We start from the raw sequence: 16774 nt of genomic DNA on the forward strand, positions 1-16774 counted from the left end.
AGAGGAGGGAAGTTATGCGCCCGGGAAGATTGCGCGTCGTGATATTAAATTACAATCAACCGGCTATGACCGTTAAATGTGTTGCCAGCCTGCTGGCGCAGTCTTATCAGCCGCTGGATGTAGTAGTTGTCGATAATGCTTCCGCCCCCGCGAATTATGAGCAATTGAAACAAAGTCTGCCAGAGCGGGTGGTGTTAATAAGAAATGCTGTCAATGCCGGCTATGCCGCCGGCAATAATGTCGGCGCCCGGCTTAGCGAAGGACTGGAACCAGCGGAATATACCATGATTTTAAACAACGATGTATTCTTGCCGGAACCCGCGGCGTTGAAAAACATGGTCACTGCCTTGGAAAAAGATGCGGACCGGGTTGCCGTATCGCCCCTGGTACAGTTAATGGGGACGGACCTGGATCCGCTAACCGGCATACAAGTCCGGCGGGACGCCGACTTCACAACATGTTTGGTAGTAGCCAGCTGGTGGCTCAGACGCCTGCCCGGCGGCAGTCGCGTTTACGATCGGCACGTCTATCAGGACCATAAGCCTTATCAGCCGGGCCGGGAGTATGAATGCGACAGTATTAACGGCTGTTGTTTTATCATCCGTACCAATTTCTTGGCAAGTATCGGCTATTTTGATGAGGGTACATTTTTATACTTTGAAGAAATCATTCTCGGCCGGCAAATAAAATTGGCCCAAAAAAAGTGCTGCCTGACTACCGCCGTAACCGTACATCACTTTCACGGCGCGACTACCAAGCAACGGTTAGGAGTCTTTCGCTTCCATATGTATAAGGAAGATGTGAAAAGCCAGGTATATTACTGCCGTAAATACCTGAACGCCGGCTGGTTAGCCTGCAGCTTGCTGGTTTTTGTGCGGGCTGTGGATTTCATTTCCAAGAAACTGATACAGTCCATGCTGTTACGGCCGGCAGCCAGGGGGAAGAAGGTTATAAAACAGTGACGTACTACTGGCTTATTACCGTCCTTGGCTTTACGGTAGCAATTATTCTGTCACTGTTTATTCACCGGCTTACCCGGGACTTGTTTGTTTTTACAAATATATTTTCCCTGTTATGGGGGGCATCCATCCTTATTAATATCTGGTCATTAAACGGAATGATAAGGGTCGAGCCGGAAACGCTCACTATTTTGTTCGGCGCCTGGTGGTTGTTGTTAATCGGAGCGTTGTGCATACTGCAACCGTATGATAAACCGATGTTTGCGGATAAAATCGATAGAAAAAAGACGGTTTACCTCTTCCTTTTTTTAATAGGCGCCCATTTGCTGGCTTTTAGCATTGAAATCGCCAGCATGGGTATTAACCTGCAAGATCCGGTTGGCTCGCTGGCGGCCGCCAGAGTCAATCAAGATATTGATCTTAATGCCATACCCTGGTTTATGCAGCCATTTCGCAACGGTTACACCTTTTATATACCCCTTGGGGTCATCATGTTGCGCAAAGGGTGGATTTCAGGGAAGCTGCTGGCCGCGGTGTGTGTTATGGGCGCCATAACCAGTCTGGTTTTTTTTACCCGGGGACCGCTGTTTAAAGTGATAATGACGATTCTGGTATCGCTAAACGCGGTATTTCCCAAGGAACAGAACCGCATTATCCTGATATGCGGCCTGCTGGGATTGCTGGGGTTTTTGGTCTTTGGCTATATGCAGTCGGTTATTGACGATGTTCCTGCCGGACAGGCGGGAAATGGCTCCCAAACGCAGGCTTTTGCTTCGTATATAGGCGGGCCGATGCTGGCTTATGAGACTATCCTGGAGGGTAATTATCTGGCCAGTGAGTACGGCCTATACTCCTTTGATATACCAAATTATATATTGAAAAAGATGGGCTTTATTCACGACTACACAAGTTTGATCCGCGAGTACATGGAGTTTCCCATTGTTACCAATGTATATACCTTTCTGGACTGTTTTACCCTGGATTTCGGCATTGCCGGCGCCATGGCGGGTGCTTTGGGGATTGGAATGCTGGCGGCCGCCGCTTACAATCTGATGAAGGCCAAGGGAAGTTTCTTCGCCATCGCCGGTTACTCCATGGTGTCATATTGTCTGCTTATGGCTATTGCCAACAATGAGTTTATCAGGTTCTCCTTTTTCCTGTTTATTTTCAGCAGCTGGATTTTTGACAGGTATATTGCCGCGGATAGTGATGTTTAGAATGTATCGGGGTGAGATTTTTATGTTTTCCGAACCGTTGGTCAGTATCGCTCTACCCGTTTTCAACGCTGAAAAAACCATTGGCGCCGCCGTCCAATCCATTCTGAACCAAACATACCGGCGGTGGGAATTGCTGATTATGGATGACGGCTCTACCGATGCCAGTCTGGCTATAGTCGCTGCCTGGGATGACCCGCGAATCAAAGTTGTAGCGGCAGGATGCAACCGGGGAATTGCCTATCGGCTAAATCAGGCCTTGGATATATGTGAAGGAGAATATTTTGCCAGAATGGATGCCGATGACATTTGTTTTCCTCAGCGCCTGGCCGCGCAGGTGGATTATATGCGGGAACATCCTGAGGTTGATTTGGTAGGCGCTAACATTATATTTTTTCAGGGGGACGGAGCTGTTCAAGGTATTTTGCCGGCGAAGCAAAGCCATGAAGAGATCTGCCGTAGGCCCTGGGCCGGTTTTTATCTGGCTCATCCCACCATGCTTGGCAAAAGGGACTGGTTTAGAAAACACCGTTACCGTTCCGAGTATAACGGGGCGGAAGACCAAAACTTGCTTTTCCGGGCATACCAATCCAGTTGCTTTGCCTGTATTCCCGAAGTCTTGCTAGGCTATCGTCAGGAACGACGGACGTTAAAAAAAATGCTGCGCGGGCGGTATGCTTTTCTGAAAGCCGTAGGTTGTGAAGCAATGGCGGCTAAGCGGTATGACGTGGTTGTGAAAAATGCGGTCATCTTATTGCTAAAAGTGGTGGCGGATATATTGAATATCCAATTTGGCGTCAAGAGTCTCCGCAATCCCATGTTGCCGGCAGATCCGTTGTTGCTGCAACGCTGGCATGATGTCTGGCTTTGTTCTCATTCGTCAAGAAGCTGATTAGAACATGATTATGCATATAAGGAATGATCTACGTGATGAAGGCCAACCATAAACCACTCATACTGCTGGCGGTAACGGCGCCGATAAGCATGATGTTCTTTAAAGGACAGATTACCCATTTGCAAAAAGCGGGATTTCAGGTTGCCGTGCTTTGCTCGCCGGGCTGGGCGCCAACGGAAGAGGTGGAATATTTCCCGGTTGCCATGGAACGGCAAATTGCCGTCTTTAAGGATTTTGTCAGTTTAATCCGCATAATCAAATTATTGCGCACCGTTAAGCCTGATATCGTCAACGCCGGAACTCCCAAAGCCGGTCTTTTGGTAGGTATGGCCGCTTTTATAAATCATGTGCCTGTGCGCATCTATACTTGTCATGGGCTGCGGTTGGAGACGCTGACCGGTTTAAAACGCGCGATACTTTTGGCAACAGAATATATAGCCGCTTTTTGCGCCCATAAGGTGGTTTGCGTTAGTGACAGCCTGAAGCGCAATTTTATTAAATTCCGTTTGGCGCCAAGCCAAAAAGTTGCGGTAATCGGCGCCGGCAGTTGCAACGGCATTAACATGGAGCGGTTTGTAAATTCAAATGCCAAAACCGGCCGGCGCGAAAAATTGCAAGCGGAGCTGGGTATTCCGCCGGCGGCAACGATAATCGGTTTTACCGGGCGCTTTACCAAAGACAAAGGAATATACGAACTGATTGCTGCCTATGAACAATTAAAAGACAACCATGCTCAATTGTACTTGCTGCTCGTCGGTGATTATGACGCCGATGACCCGGTTGCCGCGGAATTGCAGCACAGGATCCAACAAGATCCCGCTATTGTTGTTACCGGGTTTGTCGCTGATGCCGCGCCCTATTATTCGTTAATGGAAGTACTTTTGCTGCCAACCTACCGGGAAGGGCTGCCGACGGTTGTTTTGGAAGCGGCAGCAGCCGGGAAGCCGGTAGTGGCTTTTGCAGCAACAGGCTGCGTGGATGCGGTTGTCGACGGGGTGACCGGGTTATTGGTTCCGGTGGGTGATTGGCAGGCTTTGGCCAATGCTGCCGCCAAGGTGCTGGCGGACCGGCAACAGGCTTTGCTTATGGGGCAACAGGGCCAGGCAAGAATCGCCGCGGAATTTCGCCAAGAACTGGTTTGGGAAAATACGGCCATATTTTACCAACGTACCTGGCAGGATAAGACGGGACAGAGGCCCACAGCTGAAAGGACCGTATCATGAACAGCGGGCTAAGGGTCAAACGAATTTTTGATTTAGGCTTCTCGGTGGCCTTAATTATATTGTTGCTGCCGCTCATGGGCGCGGTGGCCGCACTAATTAAAATAAACCTTGGCTCACCCGTAGTTTTCCGGCAGCAGCGGCCGGGGCTTAAGGGGAAACCATTTTATATCTACAAATTTCGTACCATGACAGACGCCGTGGATGGAAAGGGGAATCTGTTGCCGGATGAACAGCGCCTGACAACCACGGGACGCTTATTGCGCCGGCTTAGTCTTGACGAACTCCCACAACTGCTTAACGTTATTAAAGGCGATCTGAGCCTGGTGGGTCCCCGGCCCTTGTTAATGGAGTATCTGCCACGCTATAACAGGGAGCAGGCCAGACGGCATGATGTGAAGCCGGGCATAACCGGCTGGGCCCAGGTACAGGGGAGAAACGCGCTTACTTGGGAAGAAAAGTTTCGCCTGGATGTATGGTATGTGGATAATTGGTCCCTTGGGCTGGATATAAAAATATTACTTATGACAATATTGAAAGTAGCCAAAAGGGAGGGCATTAATCAGTCCGGACATGTCACAATGCCTGAGTTCAAGGGAGAACAGGGAGGTGATCTTTCTTGCCGGAACTGAAAAATAACGTAATCCTGGTGGGGGCGGGAGGGCATGCCAAAGTGATTATTGACATACTGCGCAGCCGGCAGCAGTATACAATTGTTACTTGCGTTGACCGCCCGGAGAAAGCCGGTGGAATGGTAGGCGGTGTCCCGGTCGTGAGCGATGCTTCCAGTGTGGACCGGCTGTTTGCTACCGTAGGACCGATGCTCGACAGCGGCATTACCAAAGCGTTTGTGGCCATTGGCGATAACCGGCGGCGAATGGTTATCGTTGACAAAATGCGTGAATGGGGCTTTACCCTGGTCAATGCCATTAGCCCTTTTGCCTATGTGTCCGAGACTGTAAAATTAAGCGACGGAATCGCAATCATGCCTGGTGCTGTCGTCAATGCCGATGCGACAATCATGGCGGATGCAATCATCAATACCAATGCTTCGGTGGATCATGATTGCATTATTATGAACTGCAGTCATGTTGCCCCCGGTTGCAGTATCGCCGGCAATGTGACCATCGGGCAAGGGACATTCGTCGGTATCGGCGCCAAAGTAATTCCGAATCTTTGCATTGGTGACTGGAGCGTTATTGGCGCCGGTGCAACAGTAGTATCGAATTTGCCTGCCCATGTGGTTGCGTTTGGTGTGCCGGCTAAAGTACAAAAATTTTTGGCGAAAATTTAATAATACCCCAAATTATAAATTATGGATAATAAAAAAATAAAAATCAAGCAATTGCGAGGAATTTTCATGCACAAGTTCGGCGTTATATTTCTGTTGCTTGGCGTATTGCTGACCGCTGTTATCTTTGCGGGACGAATACTGACTATCGATGAACAGCCCCGGCCAGCCGACGTCATCATTATTTTGTCAGGGGACCATGGGGCTCGTACCGAAAAAGGGGTCGAGCTTTGGCGTCAAGGATATGCACCCTATGTGATGGTTTCGGGGGGAAATATATATCATACCACGAATATTGCCGAACTCATGGCGGCCCATGCAAGCGAGCTTGGAGTACCCAAGCAGTCAATTGTCATCGAGGCCCGGGCTATGTCTACCTTCCAAAATGCCATTTATTCCAAAGCCTTAATGGAGCAACATGGCTTCCGGTCCGCGATAGTGGTGTCTTCTAATTATCACATGCAAAGAGCCCGGTTGATATTCCGCAAAGTATTTGCCGGCAGCGGTGTCCAACTTGCCTATTGTTCAGTGGGCGATCCGGAGTTTGCGCCAAACTATTGGTGGACCAATAACCGAAGCATTATGGTTGTTATTAGTGAATATGTGAAATTGACAGGCTATGCGTTAGGTCGGTCGCTTTAACCACCCCATGGGATCACGAGATATTGGGATATTGGGATATGAATGATAATATGTAATGGAGGCAGTTACCGATGGATACCAGTAACCGTATTTATTTGTCCCCGCCGCATATGGGAGAAATGGAGCAGCAGCTAGTTGCCGAGGCCTTTGCCACCAATTGGATAGCACCTGTTGGGCCGCATGTAAATGCTTTTGAAGCCGAGCTTGCCGAATATGCCGGCAGCGGCGGCGCGGTGGCGCTTAGTTCAGGCACAGCCGCTATTCATTTGGCTTTAAGCCTGCTCAATGTTGGTCCGGGGGACACGGTATTTTGCTCAACGCTCACATTTATTGCCAGTGCCAATCCGATTACTTATCAAGGCGCCATACCGGTATTTATTGATTCCGAGCCCCAAACCTGGAATATGTCGCCGGCAGCGCTAAAACGGGCGTTTAAAGACGCGGCAGAAGCGGGTAAGCTGCCCAAGGCAGTCATTGTTGTTGATTTGTACGGGCAGAGCGCTGATAAGGATAGCCTATTGGCGATATGCAACTCCTATGGCGTACCTATGCTGGAAGATTCCGCCGAGGCGCTGGGAGCCACCTATAAAGGGAAAAAGGCGGGAACCATCGGCAGGTTTGGCGTATATTCCTTTAACGGCAATAAAATAATAACCACCTCCGGCGGCGGCATGCTGGTTTCCGAAGATATTGCATCACTGGAAAAAGCGCGCTTTTGGGCAACTCAGGCGCGTGATGCGGCCAGGCATTATCAACATAGCGAAATTGGTTATAATTATCGTTTGAGCAATGTATTGGCGGCTATTGGGCGCGGACAGCTAAGAGTCCTGGAAGATCGCATCCAGGCGAAACATGCCGTCTACAATCGCTATTTTGAGGAACTCTCCCCCATGGACGGTATTGAATTTATGCCGGAGGCGTCTTATGGACGGGCAACGCGCTGGCTGACGGTTATGGTGGTAGATCCGGCCGAATGCGGCTTAACGGCGGCTGTTATCATGGATGCTTTGGAAAAAGAGAATATCGAATCGCGTCCGGTTTGGAAGCCTATGCACCGGCAGCCTGTTTTTGCCAACCACCGTTATTACCCCCATACAGACGGGAAAAGTATTTCAGATTATCTGTTTCAGCGCGGAATTTGCCTGCCGTCCGGTACAAGCATGACTGCCGGCGATCAAGCAAGAGTAATAAATAGCATAAAAAAAGTTTTCCGCCTGCAACAAAAACGCAAAATAAGTTAGCACCATCTTGGACAAAGCGGAATGGGAAATGGAAATAGTGAGGATAACTATGCGCGAAAGTATACGCAATGATGTATGGCGGAAACTGTTTTGGCTATGGCTGTCTTTGGCAATAGGAAGCGGGGCGGTTATAGCTTTTGTGGAAAGAAATGGCCAGCCCCTGAAAGCATTACTGGAAGTGGAAGCTGCCATTCTTGTTACCGTTGTGGCTGTATACCCCCTTATGCTGTTTTGCAACAAAGCGTTGATTGACCATTTACAGGAATTGGTTTCGGCCAATATCGAATTACTTGAGGTAATCGGGGCGGCTATCGCCCAGCGGGATAGCGAAACAAGCCTGCATAATTACCGGGTTGCTATCTATGCCATTCATTTGGCTGAGGCCATTGGTTTGCCGCCGCTAAAGATCGCGGAATTGATTAAGGGTGTATTTTTGCATGATATTGGAACCATTCTGTTTAGCGATGAACTGTTATTAAAGCCGGGAAAACTGACTCCTGATGAATTTGAGATCGTAAAAACCCATACCATCAAGGGCAGTGAGCTAATTCGAAAAACGTCCTGGCTGACGGAAGCGGATGAAGTGATTCGATTTCATCACGAAAAATATGGCGGTACAGGTTATATGGAAAACCTGGCCGGAAAGTATATCCCCCTGAATGCCCGTATCTTTTCCATCGTGGATGTTTTTGACATATTGACTTCCAAACGGCCGTATAGAGAAGCTTACACTTTCAATAAGGCCATGCGTATACTTGATGAGGGAAGCGGCACTCAGTTTGATCCGGAATTGCTGACCTGCTTTCACAAAATCGCCAAGTCCTTATATGACAGCGTTGTTGATATAAATGAAGAAGAAGCCAGGGAACAATTGCGTGGGTTGTTAAAGCAATATTTTTAGAATTTTAACCCCCAGGATGCCGAGAGTCAATGGCTGCCAGGGGTTCTTTTGTGAGGCAATCGTGGGACAATACGTGTATAAGAAAGTAAAAAAGGCTAGCTTTCAGACTGATTAGGAATATTTTTTTACCGAAAAGGTAAAAAATAATTGTAAGAAATTCCTGGCGGTGCTATACTTAAAGTATCCGGGGAAAGGGCTTTCTTTGTTTATGATAATCGAATATAAGGACAAAAAGCTTGAGAAGATATGTACTAACTTAAGGGAGGCAAAAAAGAAATATAGCGGTAGAATACCGGAAGCCCTGCTGGCAGCTATAAATTTTATTAATGAAGCAGAAACTTTGCGCGATGTCATTCAATATCCTCCTTTTCATTTCCATGACTTGGGCGGTAATATGGCTGGGTTGTATACAATTGACATAGCAGGTAGAAAATCTGGCTTTTGAATGTTGCTTATTCCTAAACGTGATGACGGAAAGCCCTGCAGTAATGCCGAAGTGTTTGGAGAATATGCAATCCGTATTGTCGTTGTACATATCGAGGAGGTGACAAAACACTATGAGTAAAATCGAATATGAAGAGCTAATTGCTTTTCACCCGGGATATTATCTACGGGAAATCATCGAGGACATGGGAATTACTCAAAGTGAGTTTGCCAAACGATTAGATACTACGGACAAAACACTGAGTAAATTGCTTAATGGGGAAATTCCTTTGTCAAACGACATTGCCCAAAAACTAGCACAAATGCTTGGAACTTCTGTGAAAGTTTGGTTAAACTTACAAAATGCATATAATGAAAAGCTTGTAGAAATTGAACAAAGAAAAAAACTCGATCAAGAGAAGCATTATCTTAAGTTTATTGATTATAATTATTTCTGCTGCTTAAAATTAGTCAAAGAAACTAAAAAAGTGGAAGAAAAAATATCCGAGTTGCATAAATTTTTTAAAGTGTCATCATTGAGTGTATTGACCAAAAAAGATTTTTTGGTTGCTTGTAGAACTGCCGTTTCGGATGTTGCTGAAAAAAATATTGTTAATTCTAATGCTTGGATTCAAACGGCAATGAATATGGCAGAGAAAATTAATTGTTACCCTTTTAATAGTAAAAAACTAAAAGGATATCTGCCTGAAATTAGAGGAATGACATTACAAGATCCACAAGTTTTTTGTCCGCGGCTATGTGAGATTTTTAAAGAGTGTGGAGTTGCTTTTGTCTTATTGCCACATTTGAAAAATTCTGGTGTTAATGGCGCCGTAAAATGGATTAGCTCTGAAAAAGTACTGTTGGCAATTAATAATAGAAGAATGGATGCTGATGTATTTTGGTTTTCTCTATTCCATGAAATTAAACATGTATTGCAGCAAAGGCTAAAGGAAACTTTTATTAGTTTTGATAAAGGTGAGAATTTTGATAGACTTGATGTAGGGTTAGAGCAGGAGGCGGATACCTTTTCCGGCGATTATTTGATACCAGGAGATCAATATTCTAGTTTTATTGAAAGCGGGAACTTTAGTGAAGGCAGTGTTAAACAATTTGCTTTAGAAATCGGCGTTCAGCCGGGTATAGTAGTTGGAAGATTGCAGCACGATAGGTTTCTGGAATTTAATAGATTAGCTCATTTAAAAGAAAGATATAAGATAGAACTTTGTTAGTGACCATCTGAGCCGATGTTATAGAAGCAAAACCTAATAGCCTGAGGCATTAAATTGCAGAATGCCCAGCGGGGATTCCTTACTATCATTTATGGTAACTTCCACCGTATCCCCCAACTTAACCAGGGGGATTTTCGGCGACGTATTTACCGTACCGATGAATATACGGGGATCATTCTCAATCGTAAAGTAAAAGTAGGATTCGCCGCCCTTTACCACTGGGGAAAAGCGGGTGACTTTGCCCTGCAAAGTAACTTGTTTGGTTTCATTACCGGGAACGTAGAGGTTTCCCTTGTCGATGAGGTTTTGCTGATAGGCGCGCGAAGCACTTTCGATATCCGGTCCGACCCCCACGATATTATAGTTTTCAACGGAGACGAAAGAAACGAGTTTTAAGAGGCCTTCCTTATCCTTTAGCGAGGCAATGTATGTCGCTGTTCCATTGATATTGTACAGTACCGGATCACCGGCGCGGTAGCCTTTTTCCTGCACTTGCCCTTCGGCCGACCGTTTGGCGGCGTCTTCGGTGGCGCCGGCCAGTTTGTACCATTTGGCTTCCTTATTACGGGAATCGACCAAAACAAAGCCGACGGTGCTTTCGTCGCGGCCGGCGGAAGTGATGCCGGTATACCAATAGGTCCGGTTGTCATTGCCGTATATCAGATTCAAATGGTCTCCTGCCGGTCTCAAGATGCCGGTTTTGGCAAAGATGGCATTCCAGAATCCGTTAATGTATTCTCCCCAGTCCCGGATTTGCTTATAAATAAACCCTTCCGGCTGAATACGGTCAACCCAGGCGGGAACGTCATTCATCCCATATTGGCTTATTGCTCCCGTCTGGGCATTGACCAGTACGGCGCCGACAGTGTCCGGCCCATTGTAGCCGATTGTATTCTTATATAAGGTAACGACCCAGTAAGGGTTCAGGTCGTCGTCGATTTCGAAAGAATAGTCGGTCATCCCAATATTAAAAAAGCCGTGAAAGTACAAATATCTCGGCAAGTAGTCAAACAAAAAAGCGTTGGTCTGATACTTAAGATAGATATCATGTCCCTTTACGTTCTCGATAAGCCGTACATCCTGGGGATCAGTCGCGGATACCATGATATAACCGCGGCTGCCCTGAGAGAAATTGCTCAGCCACTGAAAGAAGCCGCGATGTTCCAACGGCGCAACATAGAATAACTTATCCTGAACCTTTTGGAGGTCCATTTCACCCAACCGGGTTGCACTGCCCAGCGCCGGGATTTCACCAATTTTTTTATCAGCCAGTTTGATCGCTGTTTCCTGATCAATTATCCTGATTTGTGATAATTTTATCGGTTCGACGTCGGCGGTAAACGAGCTTTCCTGTACATTGCCAATCAAATTGCGATAGGCTTGATTGAAGAATAGCGGATTGCTTGCCAGCATGGGCAATAGCAGGGAATTGAGAAGGCTGATTATGATGAATGCAATACCAATTAGGGCAATGCGCTTATACTTTTTTACAATTTTTTGCACGGTAATATTAATGGTATTCGTATTTTCCGGTGTCCTACCGCCCAATTTGCCGCTTAACTTGTCCAGGATGGAATTGCCGAAACCGCCGCGGCCATGTTTTATAATGCCGGTTACAGCAAGCCAGATAAGGAATAAGCCCCACAACATCAAAGGATTGGACCAATCTGTAAACCAAAATGCCAATACGGGCCTTTCAAGATAGAAGTATGCCAGGTTAAATAGGATAAACGCCGTCACTAATCCCATATTTCCACCTCATATACGCTTTCTTTCTTCGGCATGTATGACCGGTTCCTGCTGCCGAGCATTCTGATAAGCCTTTCGCTATTTATCCCCAAACTCCTCCAGTAGGCTGGCAAGTTTAAAAGGCAGCAACGTTTATCAGCGCTTTTATGGTTATCCCATTCATAAACGTCACCTTTCGCGGTATAATTGTACTTATAATGGCTTACAACGGGAGAAAATATAACAGGCGCGGATTATGGCAGGAGATGAGATCAGGATGATATGGCTTTTGTTGGTACTTATTATTGGCGTAATCGTGGTTATAATATTAAAGAAAAACGGGGAACAGCCGGAAACGGCGGTTACCGCAAATGATTACCGGGAGGGTACGGAACTGATGGAAGATGCAAGCGATGTGATGGGCGGCGAAATACTCGGATACCTTTTGAACAATTTTTTGCTTGATCCGAAGCAGTACCAGGAATGGCGGGGCTTGACGCCGGAAAAATTGAAAAGTACCTTGGCGGCCAACGGTATTTTAAGCGAGTCTGATTTTGATAAACTAGCCGGGCAGATTGCTGTTAGCCAGCAAAGCAGTGTTCCGGGCGCCGGCACCGAAACATTCCATGCCGGCAATCCTGGCCCGGGGGAAACAGAAAATTTCGGCGGCGATTCCGACAGCGGCAACAGGTAACAGGTAATAGGTAATTGAAGCAATGCATCACCACTAAACTTCAGGCAAATTTGCGTGGTGATTTTTTTCGTCTTTTTATCCCTCTTGACAAATCCCAGAAATGATCTACGATAGTAATAATTATACACGCAACAAACACTCCCGGCATTCCCGGCGTAGAATAAGTTGAATCGACAGGATATAGCGGATAATTATAGAGGAGGTTACCGGATTGGAACACCCGTGGATCGAATACTGTAAGCGGATTCAAGCCATTGCCCAGGCGGGACTGGAGTATTCCGCCAATACGTACGACAGGGAACGCTATGAAGAATTACGGGAAATCAGCGTGAAAATGATGGCGAATATTTCCGGGAAATATGTAGAAACCGTGAAGGAACTTTTCGCCAATGAATCCGGGTATCAGACACCGAAAGTTGATATTCGCGCCGTCATCTGTAAAGACGACACAATATTGCTGGTAAGGGAGAAAATCGACGGCTGCTGGTCGCTGCCCGGTGGTTGGGCCGATATTGGTTTAAGTCCGAAAGAAGTTGTGGTAAAAGAAGTGAGGGAAGAGGCCGGACTCAGTGTCAGTCCCATCCGCTTGCTGGCGGTAATGGACAAGAAGTTCCACGCCCATCCGCCGTCTCCCTATCATACCTATAAAATATTCATGCAGTGTGAGATTGCCGGCGGCGACATGACGCCGGGATCGGAGACAACTGAAGTCGGCTTCTTTCCGGTAAGCCGGCTGCCCCAGCTCTCTGCCCATAGAATTACCGCCGAGCAGATTTCGATACTGTATGAATTGGTAAATGATGAAGAAAAGGCTCCTGTTTTTGACTAAGTTACTTAAGGAGAATCAATGATGACGGCAATAACGGAACTCAACCAGTTAATTATTTATCGCAACCTCCTGGCTAATCCGGTTGTAAAGAAACTCCTGCTATTCTTGTCAGGTGAAAGCAGTGAAGATGTGCGGCCGGCAGTGGTGTATGATTTTATCCGGCAGGCGGAACAACTGGGCTTAGCCGGCGATGTGGTAAAATCTTATCTTCTCTATCTAATCTCTGTGGATGAGAATATATTCAGCGCTATGGCCGAAAAAACCAACGGACAAATGGGCGACAGTCTTTTTGCCACTGCCCGGCAGGATATCGCCATTTTGAAGCGATTCTTCGACAATGCCCTGAATCATCTGCCGGGCCTGGATATGCTGCGGCAATATCAGCCTACTTCACCCCAGAATCACAAGGCGCTGGGGGAATTGGCAGCCTATTTTTTTGCTTCAAACGCTTTTTCGCCGGATGAAGCGGTAAGGCGGCTAATTGCCCACTATGTCCAGCACGGCTGCGGTAAAGCGGCCAATGTGGCTTTCTTCCGCTGGGACAGCGATGCTGGGTTACAGGGCGTTCAAAATCCTGATCCCATCAGGCTGGCGGATATTGTCGGCTATGAATACCAAAAATCCCTTCTCATTGGCAATACCCAAGCTTTTCTGGACGGCAGGCCGGCCAACAATGTTCTCCTGGTGGGGGACAGGGGTACCGGCAAGTCTTCTTCCGTAAAGGCTTTGGTAAATGAGTATTACATGAATGGCCTTAGACTGATTGAAGTACCGAAATATGAATTGAGGCATCTTAACAAAATCATGGATTTGCTTCCGGGTCGCGGCAAAAAATATATTTTGTTTCTGGACGATCTTTCGTTTGAGGAAAATGAAGCGGAGTTTAAGTACTTGAAGTCTGTCATTGAGGGGGGAGTCGGGACTAAGCCGGAAAACGTGCTGATCTACGCCACTTCCAACAGACGGCATATCATCCGGGAAAACTGGAGCGACAGCGGGGAAAAGTCGGATGACAAACATCGCGGCGACACCATCCAGGAAAAAATATCGCTGGCCGACCGTTTTGGCATCACCCTCATATATACGGCGCCCAGCCAGGATGAATATCTGCAAATTGTCGCCGGCATTGCGCAAAGGAACAATATCGGCTTATCACCGGCGGAACTCAGGAGTGAGGCTATCAAGTGGGAAATGCGTCATTCCGGCCGGTCCGGCAGGGTTGCCCGCCAATTTGTCCAGCATCTGCTGGGATGCCGGCAGTAGATCATTTTGCAGTAGATGATTTTTGGGGAGGAATGTGAAAGTGACAAACATCGACTGGGTAAAAGAATTTCAAGGTTCGGCAGTAGTTTGCGACAAAAACGGTATTATAATATATATGAATGATACGGCATGTAAGACATTTGCAAAATACGGCGGTTCAGAACTTGTGGGCGCCAGCCTCTTTGATTGCCACACCGAACGGTCCCGGCAGATCCTCCGGACGATGATGGATGAACGGAAGGTAAACAGCTACACTATTGAAAAAGACGGGGTGAAAAAGCTCATTTACCAGGCTCCCTGGTATCAGGACGGCGAGTATATGGGTTTTGTGGAACTTGGTCTGGAAATTCCTGCCGGGCTACCGCATTATGTGCGGGGATAGTATGCGTGCGGAGATTGGACCGGGTCGAGGCAGGCGGTAATCCCAAGAAGGAGGCGATTTCTTGATCATTGATTTGCATTGTGACACCATTCGCAGACTGAATAAATTGCAAGACGGAGCAGGACTTCGGCGTAACAATCTGAATGTGGATATCGAAAAACTGCAAAAAGCCGGTTCCCTTGCTCAGTTTTTCGCCATGTTTGTTGATATTAAGCAGGACGGAGATTCTTTGGAATATGCGTTAACGCTTATTGACCGGTTCCATCAGGAAATAGCCGCTAACGCCGATGCCATTGCTTTTGCCGGCAACTGGGAAGACCTGGAATACAACCGGCAAACGGGTAAAATCTCAGCTTTCCTTACCATTGAAGAAGGCGGAGTGGTCAAAGGCAATTTGGCCAACTTAAGAATTCTGTACCGTTTGGGAGTCAGGCTGGTGACTTTAACCTGGAATTATCCCAATTGCATTGGTTTTCCTCACTGTGACGCCGCCGGGCAGGATAAAGGGCTAACTTCTTTCGGCATAGACATGGTGGGGGAATTGAACCGGCTGGGGATGATTATCGATGTTTCCCACCTCTCTGATCAAGGTTTCTATGATGTGGCCCGCCTGTCGACTCAGCCTTTTACCGCTTCTCATTCCAATGCCCGCGCCATGGCCGGCCACACGCGCAATCTGACCGACGACATGATTCGAACGCTGGCGGACAAGGGCGGCATTATGGGCATCAATTTTGAACGATCCTTCCTCGGTAATGGGCCGCAAAGTAAAGTGGCGGACATGGTGGCTCACATCCGCCATATCCGGAACATCGGCGGCCGGGAAGTAATTGCCCTGGGTTCTGATTTCGACGGCATCAGTCAGGAACTGGAAATCGCTCATATGGGTGAAATATACAAATTAATTGACGGGTTAAAGGCAAGCGGGTTTACTGATGAGGACATAGACAAGATCCTGTGGCAGAATGCCGCCCGGTTGATACGGGCGGTAATGAAATAGGCAGCTATTATGATTCTATTACCTTTTTCAGCCCTTCGAGATCCTTGATTTTTACAGATGAGCGATAGAATTCAATCATGCCTTCGTCGCGCATGCGGCCCATTTCACGGGAGAGGGCCGTGCGGGATACATTGAGAAAATCGGCTAAATCATTGCGGTTTAACGTCATGATAAAAGTGTTTCTTGCCGTTAACTTGTGCTGTTCCAGCAGATAGGTGCTTATTTTTTCCCGCATCCCCTTAATGGCGAGGTATTCCACTTTGCGATTCAACATAACTGCCTGCTCGGACACTATCTTCAACATGTTGGTGATAAGCTGCTTGTGGCTGCCGCATATATTGGCACAGGTCCCCATAATTTTTACCGACGGCAAAAACATCACTTCACATTCGGTCTGGGCATTAACTGACATGGGCCAAATCTGGGTGGAGGAAAATGTAATTATCTCCCCGAACATATCGCCTGCGCCCATCATTGTCATTACAATCCGGCTGCCGGCCGCATTTTCCTTTATTACAGTCGCCTTGCCGGCCAGAAGAATGCCCAGGCCGGTAAAAGACTCACCCTCAACAGCCACGTAGCTGTTCCTGGGATAGGCAGATACCTTCGGCTGCAGGCAGTTGATCACAGCCGCCAGTGAATCGGCGTTAATGCCGGCAAACAGCGGTGAATGCAGGAGAACATCATAATGGATAGTCAAAACTTAACACAACCTCATTTTTGGTAGCCATGGCTATCAATTTTTTATTTTCATTTTCATTATATTACAATGAATTTAACAAAAACAAGTTACGTTAATGTGACCAACATAAAAAACACAATCCTTGAAGTCTTGTGTAGCAGACTTCAAGGATTGTGGG

The 16774-nt window shown here is 47.2% G+C and carries 18 protein-coding genes; 16 read left to right on the plus strand and 2 right to left on the minus strand.

Annotated elements, in window-relative coordinates; genetic code table 11:
- Window positions 1-14 precede the first annotated feature (14 nt).
- From MAMMFC1_RS06790 to MAMMFC1_RS06840, 11 genes are all read left to right on the plus strand, one after another.
- Entirely contained in the window at window positions 15-962 is a 948-nt protein-coding gene (locus tag MAMMFC1_RS06790) for a glycosyltransferase family 2 protein (protein WP_126307597.1), read from the plus strand.
- A complete protein-coding gene (locus MAMMFC1_RS06795) occupies window positions 959-2176 on the plus strand; it encodes an O-antigen polymerase (protein WP_158618673.1) in 1218 nt (405 codons plus the stop codon). The genes MAMMFC1_RS06790 and MAMMFC1_RS06795 overlap by 4 nt, the downstream gene beginning before the upstream one ends.
- The gene (locus tag MAMMFC1_RS06800) at window positions 2169-3065 is read left to right on the plus strand and encodes a glycosyltransferase family 2 protein (RefSeq protein ID WP_158618674.1); all 897 of its coding nucleotides are present in this window, start codon (window positions 2169-2171) and stop codon (window positions 3063-3065) included. Before MAMMFC1_RS06795 ends, MAMMFC1_RS06800 begins: the two co-directional genes overlap by 8 nt.
- Window positions 3066-3091: 26 nt before the next feature.
- The gene (locus MAMMFC1_RS06805) at window positions 3092-4291 is read left to right on the plus strand and encodes a glycosyltransferase family 4 protein (protein WP_126307602.1); all 1200 of its coding nucleotides are present in this window, start codon (window positions 3092-3094) and stop codon (window positions 4289-4291) included.
- On the plus strand, window positions 4288-4920 hold the full coding sequence (locus MAMMFC1_RS06810) for a sugar transferase (protein WP_126307604.1): 633 nt from the start codon (window positions 4288-4290) through the stop codon (window positions 4918-4920). Before MAMMFC1_RS06805 ends, MAMMFC1_RS06810 begins: the two co-directional genes overlap by 4 nt.
- Window positions 4908-5582 carry an acetyltransferase gene (locus tag MAMMFC1_RS06815; RefSeq protein ID WP_126307606.1) on the plus strand — a complete coding sequence of 225 codons (675 nt, stop codon included), beginning with the start codon at window positions 4908-4910 and terminating at the stop codon, window positions 5580-5582. Before MAMMFC1_RS06810 ends, MAMMFC1_RS06815 begins: the two co-directional genes overlap by 13 nt.
- A gap of 21 nt (window positions 5583-5603) precedes the next feature.
- On the plus strand, window positions 5604-6221 hold the full coding sequence (locus MAMMFC1_RS06820; protein ID WP_126307608.1) for a YdcF family protein: 618 nt from the start codon (window positions 5604-5606) through the stop codon (window positions 6219-6221).
- 71 nt (window positions 6222-6292) lie between these two features.
- Window positions 6293-7462, plus strand: coding sequence for a DegT/DnrJ/EryC1/StrS family aminotransferase (locus MAMMFC1_RS06825; protein ID WP_126307610.1), 1170 nt, complete (start codon window positions 6293-6295; stop codon window positions 7460-7462).
- Window positions 7463-7511: 49 nt separating this feature from the next.
- Entirely contained in the window at window positions 7512-8363 is an 852-nt protein-coding gene (locus tag MAMMFC1_RS06830; RefSeq protein ID WP_158618675.1) for an HD-GYP domain-containing protein, read from the plus strand.
- Window positions 8364-8571: 208 nt separating this feature from the next.
- Entirely contained in the window at window positions 8572-8808 is a 237-nt protein-coding gene (locus tag MAMMFC1_RS06835; protein WP_232035717.1) for a hypothetical protein, read from the plus strand.
- Between the two features lie 112 nt (window positions 8809-8920).
- On the plus strand, window positions 8921-10018 hold the full coding sequence (locus MAMMFC1_RS06840; RefSeq protein WP_126307616.1) for a HigA family addiction module antitoxin: 1098 nt from the start codon (window positions 8921-8923) through the stop codon (window positions 10016-10018).
- Between the two features lie 33 nt (window positions 10019-10051).
- Here MAMMFC1_RS06840 and MAMMFC1_RS06845 read toward each other — a convergent pair whose 3' ends face one another.
- On the minus strand, window positions 10052-11767 hold the full coding sequence (locus MAMMFC1_RS06845; RefSeq protein ID WP_126307618.1) for a hypothetical protein: 1716 nt from the start codon (window positions 11765-11767) through the stop codon (window positions 10052-10054).
- A 256-nt stretch (window positions 11768-12023) separates the two neighbouring features.
- Here MAMMFC1_RS06845 and MAMMFC1_RS06850 point away from each other — a divergent pair, with 256 nt between their 5' ends.
- The 5 genes from MAMMFC1_RS06850 to MAMMFC1_RS06870 all read left to right on the plus strand — a co-directional run bounded on the left by MAMMFC1_RS06850 (window position 12024) and on the right by MAMMFC1_RS06870 (window position 15914).
- Window positions 12024-12440: a hypothetical protein gene (locus MAMMFC1_RS06850; RefSeq protein ID WP_126307620.1), complete on the plus strand. Its 417-nt coding sequence runs from the start codon at window positions 12024-12026 to the stop codon at window positions 12438-12440.
- A 211-nt stretch (window positions 12441-12651) separates the two neighbouring features.
- Window positions 12652-13269: an NUDIX hydrolase gene (locus tag MAMMFC1_RS06855; protein WP_126307622.1), complete on the plus strand. Its 618-nt coding sequence runs from the start codon at window positions 12652-12654 to the stop codon at window positions 13267-13269.
- Window positions 13270-13290: 21 nt separating this feature from the next.
- Window positions 13291-14532, plus strand: a complete 1242-nt coding sequence (locus MAMMFC1_RS06860) for an ATP-binding protein (RefSeq protein WP_158618676.1) — start codon at window positions 13291-13293, stop codon at window positions 14530-14532.
- Between the two features lie 40 nt (window positions 14533-14572).
- The gene (locus MAMMFC1_RS06865; protein ID WP_232035718.1) at window positions 14573-14914 is read left to right on the plus strand and encodes a PAS domain-containing protein; all 342 of its coding nucleotides are present in this window, start codon (window positions 14573-14575) and stop codon (window positions 14912-14914) included.
- A gap of 61 nt (window positions 14915-14975) precedes the next feature.
- Window positions 14976-15914, plus strand: coding sequence for a dipeptidase (locus MAMMFC1_RS06870; RefSeq protein ID WP_126307627.1), 939 nt, complete (start codon window positions 14976-14978; stop codon window positions 15912-15914).
- 7 nt (window positions 15915-15921) lie between these two features.
- On the opposite strand, the gene MAMMFC1_RS06875 is transcribed toward MAMMFC1_RS06870, so the two are convergent.
- Window positions 15922-16614 (minus strand): Crp/Fnr family transcriptional regulator, encoded by a 693-nt coding sequence (locus MAMMFC1_RS06875; RefSeq protein WP_126307629.1) that lies wholly within the window; start codon window positions 16612-16614, stop codon window positions 15922-15924.
- Window positions 16615-16774: the final 160 nt, after the last annotated feature.

Origin of the sequence: Methylomusa anaerophila, assembly GCF_003966895.1 — a bacterium.
GTDB lineage: Bacteria > Bacillota > Negativicutes > Sporomusales > Sporomusaceae > Methylomusa > Methylomusa anaerophila.

Bases quoted from the DNA above. Each gene is read 5' to 3' on its own strand.
- MAMMFC1_RS06790 (WP_126307597.1), top strand. From the start codon at position 15: ATGCGCCCGGGAAGATTGCGCGTCGTGATATTAAATTACAATCAACCG.
- MAMMFC1_RS06800 (WP_158618674.1), top strand. From the start codon at position 2,169: ATGTTTAGAATGTATCGGGGTGAGATTTTTATGTTTTCCGAACCGTTG.
- MAMMFC1_RS06805 (WP_126307602.1), top strand. From the start codon at position 3,092: ATGATCTACGTGATGAAGGCCAACCATAAACCACTCATACTGCTGGCG.
- MAMMFC1_RS06810 (WP_126307604.1), top strand. From the start codon at position 4,288: ATGAACAGCGGGCTAAGGGTCAAACGAATTTTTGATTTAGGCTTCTCG.
- MAMMFC1_RS06820 (WP_126307608.1), top strand. From the start codon at position 5,604: ATGGATAATAAAAAAATAAAAATCAAGCAATTGCGAGGAATTTTCATG.
- MAMMFC1_RS06825 (WP_126307610.1), top strand. From the start codon at position 6,293: ATGGATACCAGTAACCGTATTTATTTGTCCCCGCCGCATATGGGAGAA.
- MAMMFC1_RS06830 (WP_158618675.1), top strand. From the start codon at position 7,512: ATGCGCGAAAGTATACGCAATGATGTATGGCGGAAACTGTTTTGGCTA.
- MAMMFC1_RS06835 (WP_232035717.1), top strand. From the start codon at position 8,572: ATGATAATCGAATATAAGGACAAAAAGCTTGAGAAGATATGTACTAAC.
- MAMMFC1_RS06840 (WP_126307616.1), top strand. From the start codon at position 8,921: ATGAGTAAAATCGAATATGAAGAGCTAATTGCTTTTCACCCGGGATAT.
- MAMMFC1_RS06845 (WP_126307618.1), bottom strand. From the start codon at position 11,767: ATGGGATTAGTGACGGCGTTTATCCTATTTAACCTGGCATACTTCTAT.
- MAMMFC1_RS06850 (WP_126307620.1), top strand. From the start codon at position 12,024: ATGATATGGCTTTTGTTGGTACTTATTATTGGCGTAATCGTGGTTATA.
- MAMMFC1_RS06860 (WP_158618676.1), top strand. From the start codon at position 13,291: ATGACGGCAATAACGGAACTCAACCAGTTAATTATTTATCGCAACCTC.